The organism is Streptomyces sp. NPDC020422 (assembly GCF_044386705.1).
Lineage (GTDB): Bacteria > Actinomycetota > Actinomycetes > Streptomycetales > Streptomycetaceae > Streptomyces.
This window is the reverse complement of sequence record NZ_JBIRVJ010000016.1, coordinates 108,745-132,768: the sequence shown is the minus strand read 5'-3', so window position 1 is coordinate 132,768 and position 24,024 is coordinate 108,745. Positions and strand designations below refer to the sequence as shown.

Annotated in this window: 12 protein-coding genes and 2 pseudogenes; 10 read left to right on the top strand and 4 right to left on the bottom strand. The window is 67.7% G+C overall.

Annotated features, from left to right (window positions below):
• Positions 1-9: 9 nt before the first annotated feature.
• Positions 10-867, bottom strand: coding sequence for a hypothetical protein (locus tag ACH414_RS33170; RefSeq protein ID WP_398944723.1), 858 nt, complete (start codon positions 865-867; stop codon positions 10-12).
• Positions 868-1,663: 796 nt separating this feature from the next.
• On the opposite strand from ACH414_RS33170, the gene ACH414_RS33165 reads away from it, so the two are divergent.
• Entirely contained in the window at positions 1,664-3,001 is a 1,338-nt protein-coding gene (locus ACH414_RS33165; RefSeq protein ID WP_398944721.1) for a HEAT repeat domain-containing protein, read from the top strand.
• Between the two features lie 623 nt (positions 3,002-3,624).
• Here ACH414_RS33165 and ACH414_RS33160 read toward each other — a convergent pair.
• Positions 3,625-3,912, bottom strand: a complete 288-nt coding sequence (locus tag ACH414_RS33160; RefSeq protein ID WP_398944719.1) for a barstar family protein — start codon at positions 3,910-3,912, stop codon at positions 3,625-3,627.
• A 595-nt stretch (positions 3,913-4,507) separates the two neighbouring features.
• Between ACH414_RS33160 and ACH414_RS33155 the strand changes: the two genes are divergently transcribed.
• Positions 4,508-4,900 (top strand): hypothetical protein, encoded by a 393-nt coding sequence (locus ACH414_RS33155; RefSeq protein ID WP_398944777.1) that lies wholly within the window; start codon positions 4,508-4,510, stop codon positions 4,898-4,900.
• A gap of 74 nt (positions 4,901-4,974) precedes the next feature.
• On the opposite strand, the pseudogene ACH414_RS33150 reads toward ACH414_RS33155, so the two are convergent.
• Positions 4,975-5,106: pseudogene (locus ACH414_RS33150) on the bottom strand (CsbD family protein); the annotation flags it as partial.
• Positions 5,107-5,456: 350 nt separating this feature from the next.
• On the opposite strand from ACH414_RS33150, the gene ACH414_RS33145 reads away from it, so the two are divergent.
• Positions 5,457-6,038, top strand: coding sequence for a Dps family protein (locus ACH414_RS33145; RefSeq protein ID WP_382542344.1), 582 nt, complete (start codon positions 5,457-5,459; stop codon positions 6,036-6,038).
• Between the two features lie 2,327 nt (positions 6,039-8,365).
• Positions 8,366-8,737 (top strand): hypothetical protein, encoded by a 372-nt coding sequence (locus ACH414_RS33140; RefSeq protein ID WP_398944717.1) that lies wholly within the window; start codon positions 8,366-8,368, stop codon positions 8,735-8,737.
• A 13-nt stretch (positions 8,738-8,750) separates the two neighbouring features.
• On the opposite strand, the pseudogene ACH414_RS33135 reads toward ACH414_RS33140, so the two are convergent.
• Positions 8,751-9,230, bottom strand: a pseudogene (locus ACH414_RS33135) (IS5 family transposase); the annotation flags it as partial.
• A 235-nt stretch (positions 9,231-9,465) separates the two neighbouring features.
• On the opposite strand from ACH414_RS33135, the gene tap reads away from it, so the two are divergent.
• The 6 genes from tap (at position 9,466) to ACH414_RS33105 (ending at position 23,989) form a co-directional block, all read left to right on the top strand.
• Entirely contained in the window at positions 9,466-11,730 is a 2,265-nt protein-coding gene (gene tap, locus ACH414_RS33130) for a telomere-associated protein Tap (RefSeq protein WP_398944715.1), read from the top strand.
• A 10-nt stretch (positions 11,731-11,740) separates the two neighbouring features.
• The gene (gene tpg, locus ACH414_RS33125; RefSeq protein WP_398944713.1) at positions 11,741-12,301 is read left to right on the top strand and encodes a telomere-protecting terminal protein Tpg; all 561 of its coding nucleotides are present in this window, start codon (positions 11,741-11,743) and stop codon (positions 12,299-12,301) included.
• A gap of 199 nt (positions 12,302-12,500) precedes the next feature.
• Positions 12,501-12,899, top strand: a complete 399-nt coding sequence (locus ACH414_RS33120) for a hypothetical protein (RefSeq protein ID WP_398944712.1) — start codon at positions 12,501-12,503, stop codon at positions 12,897-12,899.
• A 93-nt stretch (positions 12,900-12,992) separates the two neighbouring features.
• Positions 12,993-13,355 (top strand): DUF6009 family protein, encoded by a 363-nt coding sequence (locus ACH414_RS33115; protein ID WP_398944711.1) that lies wholly within the window; start codon positions 12,993-12,995, stop codon positions 13,353-13,355.
• A 458-nt stretch (positions 13,356-13,813) separates the two neighbouring features.
• Positions 13,814-17,440, top strand: coding sequence for a LamG domain-containing protein (locus tag ACH414_RS33110; protein ID WP_398944710.1), 3,627 nt, complete (start codon positions 13,814-13,816; stop codon positions 17,438-17,440).
• Positions 17,441-17,632: 192 nt separating this feature from the next.
• Positions 17,633-23,989, top strand: coding sequence for an RHS repeat domain-containing protein (locus tag ACH414_RS33105; protein ID WP_398944708.1), 6,357 nt, complete (start codon positions 17,633-17,635; stop codon positions 23,987-23,989).
• The last annotated feature ends 35 nt before the right edge of the window (positions 23,990-24,024 follow it).

Below are 24,024 nucleotides of genomic sequence, written 5' to 3'. Positions count from 1 at the left end.
TTTCGGGGCTCAGCTGCTGAGGTCAACCACGCCCCACGCGGTGAACGGCTCGGCCTGGACGTAGATCCTGCTTCCTCGGCTGACGGCGCGGCGGCGACCGGGCAGGTGGCCGTCGGGCAGGGTGAGCAGGCCGACGTCCGTTGGCTCGACGGATGCTTCGGTGAGCTCTCCGCGGGTGAGCCGGTCCACCTCTTCGCCGTAGCCGCCGTAGAAGGCGACCCGCTCGCCGTGGATGGCCACTGCCTTGGCGCCCCGTACCTGGTTCGGCCACACCCTCACGGGCCGGTCGGGGCGTATCTCGACGAGCGGGAAGTCTGTGTACGTGCATGCCCAGGCGGTGGTGCCCGACACGTTCAGGGCGTAGCAGTCGAAGAGGCCAGGGATGCTTGCGCTGTCGGACGTCCAGTAGATGTGGCCTGTGGGGCTCCAGCGGCGGATTCCGACCGGGTTTTCGTCGAAGTGCCCGACCCAGATGTGGCCGGCCTCGTCCACGAGCAGGTGCTCGATGGCGTCCCCGACGGAGAAGGAGGAGGCCTCGCGGCCGAGCGCGTCGAAGACCTGGACCTGGTCCGCGTCCTCGTACCGGCGGGCGCGGGATGCTGCGACGACGAACCCGCCGTCAGGCAGGCGGTCCAGGTGCGGCCAGCGGGCCCGCACGGCGCTCAGCTCGGTGAGTTCGACCTCGCCGCCCGGATGTACGGAGACGACCAGCGCGTCGAAGGGCAGGGCATCGCCGCCGGGCTGCGGAGCGCGGTCGGCAAGCAGCCAGTGGGCGGTGCCGAAGACGTCGACGGTGCTGGTCAGGACGTGGTGGGCGTGGTGCGCTCGGGGAAGGTGGGCATAGGGAACGAGGGCAGTCTTCTGCACGGGCGGGCTCTCCTGGGCGGGCGGTCACGGCGTTCGGGCGCTGCGGTGAGCGGCGGCGGTGCGCGAGCGGTGGAGAGCGAAGCGGGCCTAGAAGGCATGGCCCTTTCTGGTGGTCATGAGGTGATCATCGTCGATGTGTGGCCCCCGTGCCAAACCCTTTCGGTCCAGCGCTCACGCCATCTGTGACCCCACCCGCTCAGCCTCGACGAGGGCCAACCCACCCGCCAACAGATGCAGTGCACGTCGCACGTCCCTAAACCGGCTTGGCGTGGGGGAGCTACAGACGACCCGTGATCGATTGATGTTCGGCAACAACTCGGAATAGGCGAGAGAAAGGGAGGACGTCACCGCAGCGTCGCTGTAGCCGAGGCGGTCGGACGTCTCGTCTGGGCGGCGTGGGGCGGCCGGTACGGGGTCGAGATCGAGCACCACCACATCGACCACCCCGTCTTTCCCCCCCGGCACCCCCGCCGGACCCGCCCGCCGTTCTAAAGGCCGTCGTGATGTTCGGTCGAGCCAGGAATCGAAGGTCGTGCGCTGGTGAGCTGCCGTGCGCGGCTGGTCGGACCGCCTGGGCGCAAGGCGCGCAGGTCCGCAGATCTGCGGCTGACCACCGGCTGGAACTCACACGCCGGGGTGTTACAGGTGGGACCGACGGGCTCCCCTCTGCGACGTCTACTGTCCCGTTCGGCCGAGCGCTGCCTCGCCGGTGAATAAGCCTCTGCACCCGCTGGTTGCTTCGGGTACGTTGCTGACCTGGGACACGCCATCAGGGGGAGCATTGACGGATCTGTCGTTGGACCTGGCCGACCGGATGGTCAGTGCCGTGACCGCCGGGGACACCGACACGGTGCGGACCTGTCTGGAACAGGGGGCAGATCCGGACACCATGGACTCTGACGGACTGCCCGTGCTCTGCACCGCAGTAGCGGGCTGCGATCACCTCACGGCTGAGGTCCTGGTCGACAGGGGAGCAGACCCGGACCACCAGCTTCCGGACGGCGGCACTCCTCTGCTGCGGGCCGTCGATACGGGCTCCCCCAGGCTGGTCTTCGCGGTGCTCGGACGCGACCCCCGGCTGCGTCTGCCGGAGGCGTCCCGGCGGGAACTGCTCGACCTGGCCCGGCACTGGTATGAGACGGGTGTGGTCGAGGAACTGCGCAGGCGGACCGGAAGCACGGAACCAGCGGTCGAACGTCGGATCGATGAGCCCGACGGCGACACGATCGATGAGTATTCCCTCAGTGGGTGCACCGTCCGCGACGGCCACGGGGCCATTCTCACCCACCTCGAATGGGCCTTCGGGGTGTTCCCGCCAATAGACGAAGTGATGGCACGCGCCCTACCGCACGCTCAGGATGGGGACAGCAACTGGTTCGCGGGCACCTACTTTCTGAGTCAGCGCCGCGGCCCGCGCGTCCGGTCCGAGCTCACCGCCCTGCGGCAGCACCCCGCCCCCGTACACCGCCGCTTTCTCGCCCAGGTCATCTGGCAGCGGATTTTCCTCGGGCCGGTACAGCGCTCATCGGACCTCGCCCAGGATGTCGACTTCCTGGCGTCCTGGGCGCAGGAGGAGCCCGACGGGCAGGTCCTCGCCATCATCCTGGACGTCTACACCGGTCATGGGCACCCGGATCAGGAAGCCATCGGCCTTCGGTACATCAGCCACGCCGATCCGCGCGTACGCAGCGCAGCCGTGTACTGCGTGAGCAGGGAACGGGCCGCATCGGCGCTCCTCGGGCTCGCCGATGACCCCGACCCCGAGGTCCGGGCCACCGTTGCCGAGGCGTTCTCCTCGCAGTACACACCTGACAGGCCACTCGAGCCGGCGGTCCGTGACGCCCTGCTCGTCCTGGTTCGCGACGAGTGCCTCTGGGTGCGACGCCCCGCCGCAGCGTCCCTCGCCGGATACGACGACCGGAGTGCCGCCGTCCTGGACGCCTTCCTCGCGCTCCTCGACGAGGAGGACAACGATCTGCGTCTGGAGGCAGCTTGGGCACTCGCCCGCCGTGACCACCCGCGGACCGAGGAGGCGTACGCGCGGGTCGGACCACTCGACGTGTTCTCGGAGTACGACCACAGGCCCTCCGGCCTGTGGTCGTATCGTGCGAACAACCGGAGCGATCACGCATAAAAGTGCGCCGCAGCGCAGCCGGCGGTACCGCCGGCTGCCCCATCGCCCCGCAGTGGTGCCCACGGGCCCCGAGGGGCTACCCCGGCCCGGCGAGGAGCTCCAGGGGCCGCCACAGGGCCGTTGCGGGGGGTCGCGCGCGTTCGGCGTGCACACGTGCACGAGCACACGCGTGCACACGAGGCGCCAGTAACACCGGCCCGCCGCACCAGCGTCATTCACACGCCCCAGCTGGTGGTCTGCGGGGGAGTGTCAGTGAAGATTCGTCATCAGAGTGTCAGTGGTCCAGAGGCTCTGACCTGCTAGTTAGCGCTGACAGGTAGTGACGGGTAGGCGCTGACATGAGTGACGAAGTAACGTGTCGTCTTCATGCCGACTCCGATGGCGGGTAGGGAGTTTGCAATGGTCAGAGGCGTGAGCTCTCCGGTTGGAAGCTCGCAGGGTCACGTGGTTTGAACCGCATCGGCACGCAGGGCGTGAGCGATATATGTACAGGTCAAGAGCTCTCGCCTTCCTGCTTGGAACGGACCTCCAGTGCTGCCTCAATGAGCGCCAGGTAGAGCTGCCGCATCTGATCAGTGCGTTCCCAGCCATCCTCGAAGTCGCAGAGGCTTCGTTCCGTGAGCTCATGGACTGGCGTGTCTGGCTGGAGCACACCGGTAAGCCGCCGTAGCGCAAGGTGCAGACGGCGGCCATGCTCGAAGATCTCCCAGAAGCCGGAGTTCCGGGACACGTTCCGCCAACGGCTTCCACCCCACGAAACGCACATGCTCGGGGATGAGAACAAGGCCGCTGATGGCGTCCCGGAAGGCAGCCCAGTTCCGACCGTAGAAGTCCGGAAAGTCGAACTCTCGCTGGAGCAGTCGGTGCAGCTCGTCCTCACTTGCGACTGAAGCTAGGTCGATGATCACCATGGCCCGCATCCTAGGCACCGTTCGCAACCTCACGGACAGTAGACCTAACGAAGCACTCCTAGGCCGCCGGCCAATCCTCAGCGGTCTCGCCGCACACAGGGCAGTCCCGCTCGTCGACCGAGTCCGTCACCACCGGATGACCACAGAAGTCACACGGCCGCATGCCTCGCCCGCCGAGTCTCGAACAGTCACGTCATCACTCATGACAGTCACACTGCCACCCGACCACCTTGGCCGAAGACATGGACGCCTCACGGTGCTAAAGAGGTCAAGACCGGGGTTGTGAGAGGTCGGTGTAGCCTGCTGGCTGTTTGATTTCGGATCGGGGGTGGGGACGCGATGGACGTAACTCGGGTCATGGAGGCGTTGGCGGAGCAGGGTGTGACGGTGTTGTTCAAGGTCGACGCCGAGCGCATGCGCGATGGGACGAAGCCCTGGACTGTCGTCGCGAACGGGGCTCCGTTCCGGGGTGATCTCTTGGTCCGCACGGACGCTGTCTCCTTGGAGGATTGCCTGAAGGCCTGCGTTCCGCGACTGCGTGAGCTTGGTGTGGTGATCCCCGATTGACGGCGCGGTCCAGGGCGGGCAACGAGCCGTGATCGAGCTTCCCGAAGGGTCATGGTGGGACTGGGACATCGTCTCCTGGGACCCCGGCCAGCTGTGCCTGGGCGCGGGGCACGACATTTCGTATGCCCACGGCCTGGAGCTGGTGTTCAGCGATCCGGTCTTCGTCACGTGCCCGGCCTTCTTCCAGGACCCGGTGTTTCGTGTGCCGACGCCTGGCGAGGTCCGACTGGTCGCTCGGCAGGTCGGTGAGACACCTCCCGTACTGATTGCCTTCGAGGCCGACGCGGGCGGGGCGAGTCTGGCCTCCGGCCTGGTCGCGGCCAGGCAGCTCGACATCGTCCAGGGAACCGTTTTCCGGTACTGGCGCGAGAATCTGGCAGTCGGGGAACGTCTGGCTCGCTGGGTGAAGCCCTCGGCTTGATCGGTATCCGGCCTATGCGGCTGAGGCGCCAAGGACTTCGCCGGCAGGCGGGAAGGCGGCGTGTTCATCGAAAGGCCCTTGGCCTGCTCGGCGTGGCCTTCTGCGGTCATGCGTTCGTTGCCGAGGGCGCGGGCCAGGGTCTCCTTGGCCTTGCCCTTGGCCTGCTCGGCGTGGGTCTTGGTCTTCTCGGTGTCCGGTGTGGGGATGTCCTTGTGAGGTAGCCGGTTTGGTCTTGGCCCGGGCCTGTTTACGTTGGCGAGGGGTAAAGCGCCACATGGCGTGGAGCCGCTGCGGTGAGTTCGCGGCTCCTCGGCGGCGGGGGCCGCGATCGTGTTCGGTCCGCGTGTCGTGCGCGGCTGACGGTTTCGTGTCTTTCGGCTCGTTGTCGCCTGCTGGCCCCCGTGCACCGTGTGGAGTGGTGGGGAGGTGGTCGGGGGGTGTGGGTTGTGTCTGGCGGGGCAGGCGGGGGGATGGCGGCGGGAGGGGCCCGTACGGTCTGTTCCGGGAGCCGCAGTGCCCGAACGATACAACGACAGCGATCAGGAGGAGTCCGTCCATGACTGACGCCACGCAGGCCACTGCACCGCATACCGTGCCCGGTCTGGACCCGGTGGAGGCCGAGCGGATGGTGGATGTTTTGCAGGTGCGGTTGCATGCTCTCAATGATCTGGCCCTCACCTTGAAGCATGTCCACTGGAATGTTGTCGGCCCTCACTTCATCGCCGTGCACGAGATGATCGACCCGCAGGTGGATGCTGTCCGGGAGATGGCTGACTCCACGGCGGAGCGCATGGCTGCCCTGGGCGGGGTGCCGATCGGCACGCCGGGCGCCCTCGTCGCGCGGCGTACCTGGGACGACTACGAAGTGGGACGCGCCGACGCCGTCGCGCACCTCGGCGCGCTGGACCTGGTCTATACCGGTGTCATCGAGGACCATCGGGCCGCCATGAAGATGGCCGGTGACATCGACCCGGTGACGGAGGACATGCTGATCGGGCAGGTGGCGAAGCTGGAGCAGTTCCAGTGGTTCGTCCGCGCTCACCTGGAGAGCGGTAGCGGCCGCCTCAGCACCTCCGGCGCGCGCACGCTCAGCGACGCCGCCGGCCAGGCCGTCCGAGCGTCGGCCGGGGGCGCATGACCGCGTCCTCCCCATCGGCGGTGCCTGCCGCGGCACTGGGAGGCTGGCCCGCTGCCCGTCGGGCCCTGCGGGCCGTTGCCTCGCTCGTGCCCGGGGTCTCGGCAGCGCGGGAAATCCCCAAGTCGCCGCGCTCAGGCCCGGTCGGTCATGCACGGGCCGTATGCCAGTGCGGGCCGGAGGTCTCCTCGATGGCGCTGGCGCCGCTGAGGTCCTCGCACACCCGCAAGTCCGGCGCGACGGCGGCCGCGTCGATCCGCGTCCACTGCCCGTCGGTGAGGTCGGGCAGGAGCGGGCCCGCGTAGGGTCGGCCTCCTGGGCGGGCCCAGCGGGCTGGTGGCCGTCTTTGGCCCGGGCATCGACGGTGACGGGCCGCACCTTACGGTGGCTGTCGCGCCCGGGGTACGTACTCGACGGGGCCCGGGTCCGTTGCAACTACCACTGCGTGTGGCGGGACGCCGAGGTCACCACCACGAAACCCACAGCCGTCCGCCTGCTCGTCAGCGAGACCCCCGCCACGACCTGGGCGATAGCCCTCGCCCCGGACGACGATCCCCGCCTGTCCATCGAGCAGCAGGTAGCCGGCTCGGCACCGACGGCGCCACCGGCTGCTTTGCCGACGCCGGGGCCTGGAAGCCGCTCCTCGCGCTCTTCGAGCGAGGCCTGATCCAGGGGGAGCGGCACCTGGACGGCTACGGGGACATCGACGACGGCTCCATGTTCATACAGCGCACCCGGGACGAGGCTTCCGGCGGCGAGCTCATGGCCTTCGCGACGACTGAGGACGGTACCCACCCCGGTGTGGGTGGGCCGTTTTGAGGCCGGCGAGGTATCCGGCGTCGTGGTGCTCGTGGAGGGGATGCCCGAACTGCTCCCGGAGCGGGACGGACCCCCCACCGATACGGCTGTGCAGCCAGAGCCCTCCAGATCCCCTGCCTGCGGGCGCCTCGGGAGCGGGCGGGAGCCACGTCTGGGGCCGTTGCAGGCCTCCGGTCCCGCCCCCCCCCGCTGCGCCAGTACGACGAGGAGGTCAAACAGGTCCGCACCCGGTCCTTCGCCACCGCTGTGCGCACGGGCGTGGTCGTTGCCTCGATCGAAGTCCAGCCTCCGCGCTGACGCCTGGGGCCCGTCTGCCGGCCTGGACGCGGCGGCCGCAAGCTACCCAGGCTCGGTCCCAAGGACAGCCCCGCCCCTGCAGCCCGCCCCGGACCAGCCTTTCACCGTCACGCGGCCTGTCACATGAGCAGTCACATGAGGGCGAGTCACCCACGCTGAACTGCGAGAAGGCTTCGAAACTCCCGCCCGTACCGCATGGGTGACTGCAGAGCGAGGCGGCCTGGATGCTGGCGCTCACTCCCATAAGCGCCGTGGGAACTCCGGTCTGCCTGGGCTGATCGTTCCGCCTCCTCGCGGCTGGCGTATCACCGGGTGGACAGACGACGCGGCCGAAGCCAGTCACAGGAGATGCCCCACAAAGGCGACCATGACGCAGATCAGGTACGCCGCTCCACGCTCGCGCGGGGATGGCCCCGACCCCGCGGCGCCGCCGGGTGAACGCGCCGGACTGCTCCCCGTGCCCCGCGGGGGAGGGCCCCGAGTCGCGGCCGGCATGCTGGTTCTCGAGTGCTGCTGCCCTTTGTTTGTGCGGGGTGGTTGGTGTTCTGGTCGCTTGGGTCGGTGTGTTTGCTTGCGGAGTGGTGAGTGTGCGCGCCGCTTGCCAACGTGCTCACTGTGGCTGTGCCTCGCGCATGGGGGGTTGGTCCCTGGCCCGGTGACCATGCGTCGACTTTGCTGGCTGCTTTTTGCTTGTGTCGGGATGGTGCATGCGGGTCCGGACGGACCCTATTCACTTTCGCGTCGCTGTTCTCTGCTCGTGGGGGAGCGAGTGTCTGGTTTGTCGGTTTCGGTGGAAGTGGTTCCGGCAAGCCTCGGTGTGCGGTAAAACTGCAGGTCACCCAGTCTGCTCCCCGCGCACGCGGGGATGTCCCCGTGAGCGAGTGCTATCTCGCCGCCCCGATCGACTGCTCCCCGCGCACGCGGGGATGTCCCCACCCGCCCCTGACCGCACCCCCGCGAGAGACTCTGCTCCCCGCGCACGCGGGGATGGTCCCACCATCAGGGGAGACGCCAGCCTGCACACGGCCTCATCCCCACGCCCGCGGGGATGATCCTTCTGGCCCCGGTTGTGGTTCGGCTAGCTTGCCTGGTCTCGCTTGCGTGGCAGGACGGGGATCGTGCGTGGGCGCGTCCCCCGGCCCCGACAGTCTGGCCTCGGCTGTTTCCTTCGGGGCACCTTCAACGGTCTTGTCCGGTCCGGATTCCGTGATGGCATGGCGACAATCCTGCGGCACCCCAGACCTGGATTCATGTGGGATTGGTGGGCAGTGGACGCTCAGGGCTTCCTCGTGCAGTTCAGTGGCGGGCCTGCTCCTGAGCGTCTCCTGGTCGATGTGGATCGTGTCGACGCCGCGGCTGCATGGGCTGAGGAGAGCTGTCCCGCGTGGTTCAACGATGCTCCCCCTTCGCTTCAGGCCTTCAACTGCAATGGCGAGCTGCCGGTCTACACCCGCAAGAGCGTCCCGGACTTCCCGTTGCGACTGTCCGACGCTCCGGCAGCCATCGCCGACGTTGCAGCCCTGAATGAACTGCACAAGGCAGTGGGAGATGCCTGGACGGTTTACCTCGACCAGGGATGGGTCTAGGCAGCCGCTGGGGTCATCTGGCTGACCAGATGAAGATGTCGGCGATGTGGAGTCCGGCGAGGTGGATGGTGGCGGTCCTGTCGTAGCGGGTCGCCAGACCGCGCCACTGCTTGATCTTGTTGATGCACCTCTCGACGGTGTTCCGCTGCTTGCAAGCCTCGCGGTCGAAGGGTGGCGGACTGCCTCCGAGCCGATCGCGCCGCTTGCGGTTCGCGACCTGGTCAGAAGGTTGCGGGATCACGGCCTGGATCCCGCGTCGGCGGAGATGAGCTCGGGTGGCGCGGGACGAGTAGGCCTTGTCGGCCAGGACCACATCCGGGGTGGTTCGGGGGCGGCCGATGGCTCGGGGTACCCGCAGGCCGGACATGACCTGGGTGAACGCGGGCGCGCCGCCGGCCTGGCCTGGCGTGAGGACGAAAGTCAACAGCCGGCATTGACTGTCCGCGGCGAAGTGGATCTTGGAGGTCGGTCTGCCGCGGGACCGTCCGAGGGCACCCGTCCGCAACCGCAGTGCGGGCTTTCGGTCAGTGAAACTGCACGGGACACTCGCCTGCGGGTTACCGGGCAACGTCGCAGCACCCGGGGTTCTCGCCGGGGGACCGCCGCTGCCAGCGCTCGGCGGTATGTGCTGGCGTTGTGCAGCCGGGGGGGGGCGTGCCCGCCTGGGTCACCCGGAAGGGGGTAAAGCAGAGGCTAAATCTGTAGGTAAATCTGTTAGGTTCTGGGGTATGCCGACTCAGGATGAGCTGTTCGATGCGGTGGATGCGTTGCTGGCGGGGGAGCCGGAGATGCCGCCGCCGGCGGAGCGGGCGCGGTTGCGTGAGGCGGCCGGGGTCACGCAGGCGCGGCTCGCGCAGGTCCTGGAGACCAGTACGCAGACGGTGAAGAACTGGGAGGCGGGCCGCAGCGAGCCGCGGCCCCCGCGCCGTGCGCCGTATCAGCGTCTGCTTGAGGGATGGGCGCAGAAGTATCCCGCCCCTGCCCCGGAGGCGTCCTCCGCCCTGGTTCCGTCCCCGGTGCCTGCTGTTCCGGTAGCCGAGCAGCCGCCAAGGCCCGGCGAACCGTGCGCCCGGGCGCCGGAGGCGCTCACGGCCCCAACCCCAACCCTGGCGCCTCCCGCTCCGGCCGTCGAGCAGCCCTTGAGGCGCGAGGGAGACCCCGCCCCGGTGGCCGCCGCTCGTCCGACGGCATTGCGGCGCCCGGGCGCGAAGAAGGCCGCCGCTTCGAAGCCCGTGACCGCCGCGCCCCCCGCCACCGGTCCGAGGTTTGTGCATGGCCCGCTGGCCGTCATCGACGTCGATGACGAGGGTCGGGTTCTCGCGTACTGCGTGGGCGGTCTGGTCCTGGACGTGCCCGCGAAGACACTGCCCTCGCTGGTGGAGTGGACACTGACCGAAGCACAGTTGGGTGCGCAGCGGCTGAACGGTTCGGGCAAGGACGCCGACCCGCTGCTCGTCCTCACGAAAACCGCCCTGGAGCGCTTCGGCCTGCCCGCCGAGCTCACCGACCAGGAGCGCCTGGCCGGCCGCCTGTCCGACGCCCACAAGGCGATCGCCCAGCTGACGCGGGCGCAGTGGCAGCTCACGAAACGCGGTCTCGGCCCGTGGGCACGGATCTACCGCCCCGCCCAGGGCGGCCGCCGTTCCTGCGTCCAGCTGTGCATCCCGTCCTGGAACGCGCTCGACACTCGCAGCTGGGGCCACGCCGCACACCTCCCCCCTGCCGAACTCGCCTCCGTTCTCGGTACATACGCCACCCGTGTCATGACTCCACGAGGATCCACCGCGGTGACCGGCCTGGAGCTGATGACCGCCCTGCACCCGCCGACCCGGGCCTCCGCCCCGGACGAGACCGGCAAGCGGCACAGGGAACACAACCCCGGATCCCTGGGCACCGAACCCATGGACCCGCCACCGTGCGAGGCGACCGACGGCCACCCCGTCCTCGCCCACCTGCCCCGCTTCCATATCCGCACCCCGGCAGAAAAACTCTTCGAGGAGGCCTACGACTGGGCCCGCCCGCTCACCGACGACGAATGCATGAAGCGCCATCTCGTCGGCATCGACGTCAACATGGCCTTCGCCGCCGGCGCCAACGGTGCGATTGTCGGCCTCGCCACCCCGCCCGTCCACGTCACCAACCCCGCCTTCGACGCGAAGACACCCGGCTCCTGGCTGGTCGACCTCTCCCACATCGACCCCTCCCGCGTGAAGCTCGGCAAACAGTGGCACACCCTCGACGGCGACCTGCTCCCCAGCCCCTTCACCCCAACCGGCAAGCGCCCCGAAGGGCCCGCCTGGTACGCGACCCCGACCGTCGCCTACGCCGCCGAACTCGGCTACGACGTCGCCCCCCTCGAAGCCTTCATCCGCACAGAATCGGGCCGCTACCTCGACGGCTGGTACAAGCGGCTGCGCGACGCCTACGTGTCGACGATGGCCGACCTCGGCGTCACCGAAAACCTGACACCCACCGAACTGCTCGCGGCGATGGACGGCTACAAGCAGCGCGACCCGCAGGCGGCGATCGTCCTGGACGCGATCAAGTCGACGGTGAAGAACGGCATCGGCAAGTTCCAGGAGAAGGCACGCGGAGGAGGCTGGCGGCCGGGACAGCCCTGGCCGGCTCTCACCCGCCCGACGTGGCGCCCCGACATCCGCGCCGCCGTGATCTCCCGCGCCCGGATCGGCATGCACCGCAAGATGGTGGCACTGGCCGCCGCCACCGGCCGCTACCCGGTCGCCGTGCTCTCCGACTGCGCCGTCTACGCCGCCGACGGACCCTCACCACTCGACGTCCTGCCCTACGACGACGCGGGCAAGACGGTACCCGGGTCGTTCCGGCTCGGAGTGTCACCCGGAATGGTCAAACACGAAGGCACCCAGACGACCCTGTGGGCCGAAGAGCTCCGCGAGCGCGTCCAGGCACCGGAGCTGAACCTGGCCCGCTACATCAAGACCGGCGACGTCACCACCACCGACACAGGGGAGTAGGACACCAAAGATGACCAAGTCGGTCGGCGAGGGACTCAGCAACGCACTGGAACAGGCCGTCACACGCCCAGCCCCCAAGAGCGCAGGCGCCCAGATGCGCTACCTGGTCAAGCAGCTGAAAGGAACCAAAGCCGCAGCCCAGGCCCTCGGGATCTCCCAGCGCACCGTCGAGCGCTACATCAAGAACCAGCTCAAAAAACCACGCCCGGACCTCGCTAGCCGCCTGTCCGGCGAGGTGAAAAAACGGTGGCAGCCCCGCGTGAAGGCGCAAGCGAAGAAAGCCGCCGGCACGAGCAGCGGCCTCGTCATCGACGTCCAGGGCCGCCTCGGCTACAGCGCACCCATCGGAACCACCGACGAGGCCCGCGAACGCCACCTCACCGTGGCGCTGCCACCGCGCTTCGCCGAGCGCCTCTTCCACGCCCAGGAGCAGGGCGCCTCTGAAAACCAGCTCCAGCAGATCGCTGCCGAAGGACTCAAGGAGACCTACTTCCAAAACCACGGGACGCGGGCCGGGAGCCTGGAGGAAGTGCGCCTGTCCGACATCCAGCACATCGAGTTCGGCCTCTAGCCCACACCTGCCCAGGGCGCGGCGCCCGCGCGGGTGTGACACATCGGACCGCGCCTCCTCCGCGCCTCCTCCGCGTCTGGTCCTGGGCTGAGCCAGGCCGCTCAAGGGCCTTCTGGCCGCCTCCTACGAGCTGAACCGGCCGGTGACGGAGATGGGCTCCACCGCGCGCGGCGCGGGCTCCTCAGGAGCCTCCCGCCCGGTGGCCGTCAACGAGACCGTGATCGCGATGCTGCGCCCGAAGCCGAACGTGGCCGGGCTCGCCAAGGACCCGGCCGAAGTCCGGGTCGCCGCCCAGGCCGCCGTCGACGGACCGGTCGGGACCGGCACGATCGCCTCGTTCTGGACCGAGGTCCCGCTCCCGGCGGCCGGCACGTGGAACGCGCCCGGCAAGGGCGGCGCCCAGGCCGGCATCGTGCTGCCGCCCCGCAGGACGGTGCGCCGCTGCTGTTCATCGAGGCGACAACTGCCACGGGACCGTAGAGGAGCTCGCCGACAAACCTGCGGTAGCGCGACGCCAGCCCGGGAAGCCGTCCCCCGGCTTCCCGGGCTGGCGCGGCCCCGTACCCCCCCACCGCACCTTCGCCGCCCGGGCCCGTGAACTCCTCGGCCTCGCCTCCCCGAAAGAGATGATCTTGCCGAATCCGAGGAAGTGCCACCCTGGCATCGGACTGCTCGCGAACGAGGAGACGGCATGAGTTCCCTCAGCGAGAACGATCTCAAGCACGAGAGCGAACTCGACCGGCTCGAGGACATCACCCGCCCCGACTATGTCCGCCAGAGCCTCGACCGCCTCCCCACCCGCACGGGCAAGCCGGCCTACCAGCGCGACGGCCGCATGGTCGGCTACGCCACCCCTGCCAACGACGCCAAGGCCTCGCGCGCTTCCGGTACCTTCCGCCGCCGCGTCTTCTGGCTCCTCCCACACGACCGCGACACCGAACCCGATGGCCTGTATGCCAGCTCCGCCCTGGCCGAGGCCGTCGATCCCGCCACCGCGGAACCACGCCCCAAGGGCAGGAAGACCGAATGCTCGGAGGGCTGCCCCCCCGTATAGCGCGATGCAGGCACTCGGGATAACGCTGGCACTCTGACCCAGTCCCGTCGCAGCGACCGAAGCGACTCAAGCGACAAGCGACTCAAGCGACTCAAGCGACCGTACTTCAGACATCACCGAACCGTTCTCCGCGCCACTTCCGCAGTGAATGTGACCGGCTGTGTCCCTGCAGTCCAGCGTGTTTGTGCGGTTGCAAGCTACGCGAGGCCCACGAAGTCCCCGATCACGGAGGCACGTGATCGCGGAAGGGGCAGAACGGCATCTAGTTCACGAACTGATGCGTGGACTTGCCAAACATTCCCGAGCTGCCTTGACGCGTTCGCGATCATGACCCTTAAGTTGCCCACTTGCTGTGAACTATGCGTCACATTGGGGTGGGGATTGTGAAGATGAGGGGGGCACCTTGGCGTGCCCGAGGTGTTGTCGCCGTCGCGTGGTCGGCGCTGGTTTTGGGGGCGGTGACGGTGGTGCCGGCCACCGCGCGGGCCGGTGAGCCGGCTGTGGACGCGACGGTGTCGGACGAGGGCCGCAGGGCGCTCGATCAGGCGCAGGCCTCGGGACAGCGGGTCGAGGTGACGGGGGAGCGTTCGGAGCGCACCACCGTGTTCGCGAACCCGGACGGCTTCACCTTCACGCTGGAGGAGTCATCGGTTCCGGTTCGCGTGGCGAAGCCGGACGGGGGCTGGCAGGCTCCCGATGCGACGCTCGAGCGCAAGGCGGACGGTTCCATCGCTCCCAAGGCTGCGTCTGCCGAGATGACGTTCTCCGGCGGAGGCAATGCCGAGCCCTTGGTGGAACTGAGTCGCAAAGGGCGCTCCATGGAGCTGGACTGGCGAGGGACACTTCCGGCTCCCCAGCTCGACGGCCCCAGCGCCCTCTACCCTGAAGTGCTCCCGGGCGTCGACCTGAAGGTGACGGCGACCGTTGAGAGCTTCCGGCAGGTCCTCGTCGTCAAGACTGCCGAGGCAGCCGCGAACCCGGCGCTCAAGGAGCTGACCTTCGGGCTGAAGACGGATGGTGTGACGCTGCGCAAGGGGGCCGCCGGCAACCTCGCCGCGATCGATGGGGATGGCAACACGGTCTTCCAGGCTCCGCCCGCGCAGATGTGGGACTCGGCCGGCAAAGCTGCGGAATCGCAGCCCGCCCCCCAGCTGCACACGCGCACCCTATTCTCCGACGGGGAGGCCGGGCAGGAGGAGCCGTCCTCGGGGGCCGTGTCCGGTACGGCTGAGTCCGGCTCGGGCACAGAGCCGCGACAAGGCGACAACGTCGTCCGCATGGACGTGAACGTGACGGACACCGCTCTGTCGGTGATTCCGGACACGCAGATGCTGACCGGTACCGAGCCGGAGCATTTTCCGGTCTTCATCGACCCGACGGTGTCCTGGGGGGAGTCGACCCGCACCATGCTGCGGTCCGACGGCTACGCCTCCTACGGCTGGGACAACGGCTCGGACAACCTCGGTGAGGGCGTGGGCAAGTGCGGGAGCTGGGGCGGCGAATACTGCGGTCCCGGCTACGTGAAGCGGTTGTACTTCCAGTTCGCGCCCGACGGGCTGACGGGCAAGCGCGTCCTGGACGCAACGTTCCGGGTGACCGAGCCATGGGCGTTCCAGTGCAGTCCGCGCGTGGTCCAGCTGGTGCGCACCAACAACATCTCCACCTCAACTACCTGGGCCACGCGTCCGGCGGAACTGGACTGGCTGACCGAGAAGAACGTCTCAGCTGGACGGGGCTCCGCATGCGACCCGTACTCGGCAACAGCACCGATCGAGTTTCATGACGACTCGAGCCAGAGCTGGCAGAACCTGACCTCGACCGTGCGGGACTTCGCCGCAGGAGAATTCTCCCGCCTCACTTTTGAGATCCGGGCGAAGGACGAGAACGACGCGAGCGCCTGGAAGCGCTTCAGGAACGACGCCACCCTGGCCGTCACGTACGTCGCCTATCCCGCGCTTGCGCAGGGCGTGGGGATCGTGACCGGCTCGGGAGCCGTGTGCAGCAAGGACCCGAACGCACCGACCACCATCGCCAGCCCCAACCCGGCACTGAACGCCACGCCTCGTGCAGCGTGGGGAGCGGGATCGGGCGCGAAGCTGCGGGCTTGGTTCCGTGTCGAGACCAAGGCTGCGGACGGAACGTGGTCCGGCTCCGGAACGGCTCGCCCGTCGAGTCCCAACTTCGGGGTCGACAACGTCAAGGTCACGTACACATGGGAGAACAAACTGACCGATGGGGCCCTGCACCGATATGCGGCCCTTACCCAGGTCTTTTACGACAACGGTTCCTACTCGCAGTCGTCCCCGTACGGCAGCTGGTGCTACTTCAAGGTCGATTCCCAGGCGCCCAAGAAGCCGACGATCACCTTCGACGGGCCGTACAAGGAGTGCGTGACCAATGACTGCCCCGCAGCGGGGGCTCCAGGAGTCTCCGGCGGTGTCACATTCCGTCCGGCAAGCGGCGACGTCAACAAGCGGTATGAGTACTATCTGGCACCCTCCACCTCCAACTCCACCCCCAGCACCTGGAACAAGCTCGCCGACGGGGTGGTGACGGCGAAGATAATTCCGCCGAAGGACGGACAGTACACGCTGTACGTGCGCGCTTACGACAGCCTTCAGCGCGCCGGAGACATCGCGGCTGCCGACTTCAAGGTCGCGATGGGCACGAGCCAGGTGGGCAACTGGAACTTCGCAGAAGACTCCGGCCAGGCCATGGACTCCGGTACCGGCAAGTCCGATGCCACGCTGTTCGGCGCCGCATCCCGCGACGACCGGGGACGCCGCGGCCTGGTCACTCATGACGCGAACGGCGTCAAGACGGAGCAGCCCGTCGAGGACAAGGGGCTCGTTCTCGACGGAACCAGCGGCTACGCCGCCACGGCCGGGCCCGTTGTGCAGACGGCCGCCTCGTACACAGTCGCCGCATGGGTGCGCCTGGAGGACGGCACGCGCAACTACACCGCCCTCAGCCAGGACCCGAGCCTGACACCCGACTGGTACAGCGCCTTCTACCTCGGCTACCGCTCGGAATCGAAGACCTGGGAACTGCGCACCTCACCGAAGAACACGACCGATGGGGATATCAGCACTCAGATCGTGAAGGCCGACCAGCCGGCGACCCTCAATGCCTGGACACACCTGGCCGCCACGTACGACGCCTCGTCCCGGCAGATCAGCCTCTACGTCAATGGCAAGTGGCAGAACTCGTATACCGTTTCGGGGGCCTGGTCCTCCACCGGGCGGTTGCAGATCGGCCGGGCCTGGTGGCGCGGCGCGTACTACGACCAGTGGAAGGGCTCCCTTGACGAGGTCGCGGCCTGGCAGCGGGCGCTGACGAGCGATGAGATCGCCGACATAGCAGCGCTGGTGATGCCCGGCGGGTGGACGGCGGCAGAGATGGTCGCCGACTGGTCCGCCACGGGAAGCTCCGGATCCATCGTCAAGGACGGTTCGCCGTATCACCGCGACCTGACGCTGGAAAACGGGGCCGCAGTCCAACAGGATGAGATCGTCTTCGACGGCGACAACGACGCCGCCACTACTACGGTCCGGGCTCCGGTGGTGGATGACACAGGGTCCTTCACGGTGTCGGCGATGGTCGCCTTGCAAGATGACAAGGTCATCGGCAAGGACGACGGCTACATCGGACAGGTGGTCGGTCAGCGGACCTCGGATGGTTCGGCCTGGGGCCTGTGGTTTGAAAAGGAAGGGAAAGCCACCGTCCTTGACCAGGTCCGCGGGGAGATCGAGGTTCCCGTCGGTACCTGGCATTTCGGCCGGCTCGGTGCGGACGGGAAGGCTTTCTCCTCCGTCAACTCGGCTAGCGACACGATCAATGGCGCGGTCCGAGTCACCGGCGTCTTCGACGCCCAAGAACAGGAGATCACGCTCCGTGTTGCCGCTGGACCGGTGAGCCAGCCGCAGGAATTCGTCGCTCAGGTCGGCTCGGGTGAGTTCGCTCTCGCCAAGGGATTCACCGCGGGTGGGTGGAAGCACTACCTGCCGGTGAACGTCGCCGGCGTACGTATGTGGGCGGGCGCGATCCGCAAGGAGGAGCAGGTCAGGGAGCAGGTCGGCTACTGACCGGACTGCCAGGGCGGGCCCGGCGGTGCCGTGTGTGCGCCGCCGGGTGCTGCCCGCTTTCTCGCGGCGGGCCGTCGGCTCGCCGCTGTTCAGGATCTTTCATGAGGGTGGGGAAAAGTCTCTGTGATATTCGGCAGAAGAACGTCTACGAGTTGGCGGGGCAGGGCGGGCCTCCGGCACCGCCGCGCACTGGTGGTGCTGCCACTGGCGGCGGCGCTGTCGGTGCCGATCGGCCTCACACCGGTCGCCGCCGCCGGCGGCGAAGGGGCACTGGGCCGTCCGGCCTTGCCCGCGCCGCGTGTGAGCAAGGTCGGGCCGGTCAACGACGCTGACGCGCGGAAGGCCCGTGCGCAGGTCGCCGAGGAACTGCGTGACAACGCGGCAGAAGCCGCCCGGGCCCGTACTGAGCGTCAGCGCGACGACTGGCCGAAGGCCGGTGCCGCTGACCTGACGCTCGCCAGGGGGGCCGTGAGCGCGACGCCCGGCGGTCTGCCGGTCGCCGTGACACCGGTGAAGGGCAAGGCCGGTGTCCCGGCGGGAGCTGCGGCGACCGTCACCGTCCTCGATCAGACGAGCGCTGGTCGGCTCGGCATCGCAGGCGTCGTGCTGACGGCCGAGGCGCAGCAGGGCGGAACCGCCGAGGTCACCATCGGCTACGACGCTTTCGCCTCGGCGATCGGCGGCGGCTGGTCCGGTCGTCTACACCTCGCTCAGCTTCCGGCTTGCGCATTGACCACTCCGCACAAGGCGGAGTGCCGGATCCAGAAGCCGCTCGCCTCACGTAACGACACCAAGCGGCGCACGGTGTCCGCACCCGTGGCGATCGCCAAGACCGACAGCGGGACCGCCACGCAGCTGGGCGCAGCCGGCCCGGACGCGACCGTGATCGCGCTGACAGCCTCGGGAGCGGGCACCCAGTCCCCGAAGGGCACCGGCGACTACGGTGCGACGCCGTTGTCCGCGTCCTCGTCCTGGGCCGCCGGCGGCAACTCCGGATCGTTCACCTGGTCATACGGCCTCACCGTGCCGCCGGTCGCGGCGGGACCGGTCCCGTCCTTGGGGATCTCCTACGACTCGGGCAGCATCGACGGCCGTACCGCCACCAGCAACAACCAGGGCACTTCCGTAGGTGAGGGCTTTGCCTTCACCGAGTCGTACATCGAGCGGTCGTACGCCACCTGTGACGACGAGGGGCACGACGGCGTTTTCGACCGGTGCTGGAAGTACGACAACGCCCGCCTCGTCCTGAACGGCAAGTCCTCCCGCCTGGTCAAGGTGTCCCAGGACACCTGGCGACTCGAGAACGACGACGCCTCCAAGGTGACCCGCTCCACCGGGGCCGACAACACCGACGCCGAAGGCGAGTACTGGACCGTCACCACCGGGGACGGCACCAAGTACGTCTTCGGCAAGGACAAGCTCGATGGCGCCACCACCGAGCGCACCAACTCGGCGTGGACCGTCCCGGTCTTCGGCGACAACGCCGGAGAGCCCGGCTACGACAAGGGCACGGCGTTCGCGGCCCGCTCCTTGAACAAGGCATGGCGTTGGAACCTCGACTACGTCGAGGACACCCGCGGTAACGCCGCCACGTACTGGTACGCCAAGGAAAGCAACTACTACAAGAAGAACAAGGCCACGAAAGCCGACGCCGCCTATACGCGCGGCGGCTATCTCACGGAGATCAAGTACGGGCTGCGCAAGGGCGCGCTTTTCAGCTCCGCCGGGGCGAAGGTGACGCTCGGGTACAAGGAGCGGTGCGACAGCGACGCAGACCTCTGCCCGGCGCTCGTGAAGGAAACCGCCGACCTGTGGCCGGACGTGCCGTTCGACGCCATCTGCGACAAGGACTCCACGGAGTGCATCAGCACCTCACCGGCCTTCTTCAGCCGTAAGCGCCTGACCAGCGTCAACACCCTCTCGTGGAACGCTTCCACCAACGGCTACGACCCGGTGGATTCCTGGGCTCTCGTCCAGGACTACGTAGCCAATGGCGACCTCGACGTCCCGTCGGACCAGACGCTGATCCTGAAGTCCATCACGAGGGCCGCGAACGCCGGGTCTACACCGCTGCCCATGAAGCCGGTCCTGTTCACCTACGACAAACTGCCCAACCGAGTGGACGGCAGTACAGACAACGTCCTGCCGCTGACCCGTCCACGGATTTCCACCATCACTTCCGAGACAGGCGGCCTTACCAAGGTGACGCTGTCCGCTGAGGAGTGCGTACGCAGCCTGCTTCCGGCGGAAGACGCAAACACCCGTAACTGCTACCCCCAGTACTGGCACGTCAATGGCGCGCCGGAGGCGAAGCTCGACTGGTTCCACAAGTACCGCGTCCTCGGCGTGACAACCGCCGGTTTTGCGGGCAACGACGCCGTCGAATACTCGTACGTCTACAGCGGTGCCGCGTGGCACTACAACGACGACCCCTTCACTCCGAAGGCCGAACGGACGTGGTCCGACTGGCGCGGCTATCGTGAAGTGACGTCGTACAAGGGAGCGGACAGCACCGTCTCCCCGCGGTCCAAGACCGTCTCGCAGTACATGCAGGGCATGCACGGCGACAAGAACAAGGACGGCACGGCCAAGGTCGTCTTCCTTGCGAAGCTTTCACAGCCGCCGGTCAACGTGCCCACTCTTCTTGACAGCGACGAGCACGCAGGCACCTTGCGCGAACAGGTCACGTACGACGGCGCGACACCCATCACGGTCACTGCCGGCAAACCGTGGTCGAAGGAAACCGCACGCCAGAAGGACATCCCCGACGCCGAGGATCACGTCGCACGGTTCGTCCGCACGGAGCGATCGACGACCTATACCTATCTCACGGCCCCCGGCACGTGGCGGTCCCGCGCCACGGCGACCCTGGCGTTCGACGACTACGGCATGCCGACCAAGGCCGTCGACCTGGGAGACGAGGCCAAGACCGGCGACGAGACCTGCACCGAAACCTGGTACGCCCGCAACGACAACGCCGGCCTCACCAACCTCGTTTCCCGCGTCCGCGAGGTCGCCGGGGACTGCAGCGTCACTGAGTCGAACCTGAGGCTCGCCAACGCTGATGGCACGCGGGGCAACGTCCTGTCGGACACCGCGATCTCGTACGACAACATCACCTGGTCCCCGACGATGACACCGGCCAAGGGACTGCCGACCTGGACGGGACGGGCCTCCACCTATCCGTCTCTCGGCACCGTGCGCTGGGACGACGTCACCAGCACCGCGTACGACGCGCTCGGGCGCCCGACCACGGTCACCGACGCTGGCGGGAACGCCACGACCACGACGTACACCCCGACTGACATGCGTCCGCTGACCAGCACGAGGGTCACCAACGCCAAGGGTCACAACGTCAATACGTTCTTCGATCCGCGGCGCGGCCTTCCGCTGCGTACCTACGACGCGAACGGGAGGAAGACCGAGTTCGCGTACGACGCGCTGGGTCGCCTGACCGATGTGTGGCTGCCCAACCGGATCAGCTCGACCGAGACGGCCAACATCAGGTACGCCTACTCGCTCAGCGACACCACCCAGTCCTGGGTCAGGACCTCGACCCTGAAGGCCGACGGCAGGACCTACAAGGACAGCTACACGATCTACGACTCTCTGCTGCGACCGCTCCAGACGCAGTCCCCGACGCCGCAGGGCGGCCGACTGCTGACCGACACGCGCTACAACAGCCGGGGCCTCGCGTACGAGACCTACGCGGACGTGTTCAACACGAGCAGTGGACCCACGGGCACGTATCAGCGGGCGGAGTACGGCGGGGCGCCCGTGCAGACCGAGACGCTCTTCGACGGTGCCGAGCGGGCCACGACGAGCACCCTGCGTGTCATCGGCGTGCAGAAGTGGAGCACGAGCACCAGTTATACCGGTGATTCCACTGCCACAACGGCGCTGCAGGGCGGTTCGGCGAAGCGGACCATCGTCGACGCCCTGGGTCGGACGGTGGAGACCCGTGAGTACGCGGGCCCCAACCCGGCCGACAACCAGTACGGGGCGACGCTGGGGTCCTCGTACACCTCGACGACGTTCGGCTACACGCTGGACGGCAAGCAGGCCACCATCGTCGGCCCGGACACGTCCGAGTGGAGGTACACCTACGACCAGTTCGGCCGGCAGAAGACGGCGGTGGACCCCGACAAGGGCACGACGTCGACGGAGTACGACGTGCTGGACCGTCCGACCAAGGTCACGACGGGCGGTAAGACCGTGGTGACGGCGTACGACGTCCTCAGCCGGCCCACCGAAACCTGGGCAGGCTCGGTGGCAGACGCCAACCTGCTGACCAGCCGCACGTACGACACGGTCTCCAAGGGGCTGGGGCTCCCCGCCAGCTCGACCCGCTACCTCAACGGCAAGACCGGCGACGCCTACACCAAGTCGGTCACCGCCTACGACGCTCTCTCACGTCCCACCAACACCCGCCTCACGCTGCCGACCACCGATGCGTTGTCCGGATCCCTCACGAACGGCACGCTCGACTTCGAAACCGTCTACCGCATCGACGGCACAGTCGACCGCACCACCGAGCCGGCGATGGGAGGTCTGGCGAGCGAAGCCATTGGCTACACCTACGGCAGCCTGGGACAGCTCCTCACGGTGAAGGGCGCCAGCGACTACCTCCAGAACGCCAACTACTCGGCGCTCGGCCAGGTCGAACAACTCACCCTCGGCCGTGGCGGCACCGGCGAGAAGAACCTCTACGTCAACAACCGCTATGAGACCGGCACCGGCCGTCTGGTCCACAGCTTCGTCGTGGACCAGACCAACCCGTACATGCCGCAGGACCTCACCTACACCTACGACCAGGCCGGCAACATCACCGCGATCGCCGACCCGGCCACCCTCGGAGGCAAGGGCAAGGCCGAAACCCAGTGCTTCAGCTACGACGGCTACCGCCGCCTGACCGAAGCCTGGACGCCGGAGTCCCAGAATTGCGCGGACACCAGGGACGCGACAAAGCTGTCCGGACCGGCTCCGTACTGGACCTCGTACACCTACAACCAGGGTGGCCAGCGGCAGACCGAAACCCAGCACGCCCCCGCGGGCGACAGCACGACGACCTACTGCTACGACGCGGCCAACCAGCCGCATGCCCTGCGGTACACCACGGCCCGCACCGAGTGCGGCACGGCCGACCAGACGAAGGACAAGCTCTACGACTACGACGCCACGGGCAACACGACCAAGCGCCCCGGCAACGCAGCACCCCAGGCGCTGACCTGGTCGGACGAGGGCCGGCTCGCCAAGCTCGTCGACAGCGCCACGTCCACGGACTACATCTACGACGCCGACGGCACCCTGCTCGTCCGCAACACCCGGGGGGGCGAGCGGGTCCTGTACGCCGGCGCCACTGAGCTCCACCGCCGCGCCAACGGCACCACCTGGGCCCAGCGGACCTACACCGCCGGCACCACCCCGATCGCCGTCCGCACCAACCAGACCGGCGTCGTCCAGGTCCAGTTCCTCGCCGGCGACCACCACGGCACCCAGACCCTCGCCGTCACCGCCGACACCACCCAGACCGCGACCAAGCGTTACATGACACCTTTCGGTGCCGAGCGCGGTGCAGCGATCGGCACGTGGCCGACGGACAAGGGTTTCCTGAACAAGACCACCGACAAAGCCACGGGTCTCACACACGTTGGCGCCCGCCAATATGACCCGTCGATTGGCCAATTCATTAGTGTCGACCCATTGCTTGAGGTCTACCGACCGCAGACCCTCAATGGTTACGGCTACGCCGGGAACAACCCCGCTTCCTACAGCGACCCGACGGGCTTGGGCCTTGATGATGGAACGGGCCACACTGAGCGCCCGGATAAGACATCCGGTGAGGGTACAGGAAAGCCGAGGGGGGCTGGAACCCCGCCGACCGGACCGGTGCCACCAGACGTACAGAAGCCGTCGCAGGGAAGCAATGATGCGACGCGGCCTGGCGCCGCTGTTGCGCCTAAAGTAGAGTCTGCGGAGCTTCAGAGGGTCTTGGATCTGATCTACATCAAACCGGGCGCCATTCCCGAAGCTGGGAATGGGAAAGTTTCTGCCGCGCTGATAAGTGAACTCGATACTGGATTGCCGACGAGGAATCTTTGGCACCTTCAGGATGCATCTGAACTGCTGATCCGACTTGTTGGCCTGCTGGAGCGAGACCGTAAACCCGGAAATTCGTTTCATCTCTCCGAGGCAGATCGGCTCGTAGCCTTGCAGGAGGTTGAGGAGATCTGGAGCGCCCTCAGGCATACGGATAGCGTGGGCAATGTGACACACCTGCTGGAGTCCAACCAGGCTATGGTGAACGCGGTGCGTGCGGCTAAGACTGCCATGCGTTCCCCATCGGTGAGCTCCATATCAGGCCTGGAGTTTACGCAATCTCATCCGAACGCGCCGCCACGGCCCGTTGGTAAACTACCAAAGATCATCGGAGGCCTGGGGATTGTGGGCGAGATCCTATTTATCGCCGACTCGGCCACTGCGCCATTCCGTCAGGAAGACTGCTCATTCGGCGGAAAGTGTGTGGTTGATCCGGAAAATATAGCCTGATTTCGCGGACGAGGTTTGGGGTGCCCGCTTCTCGG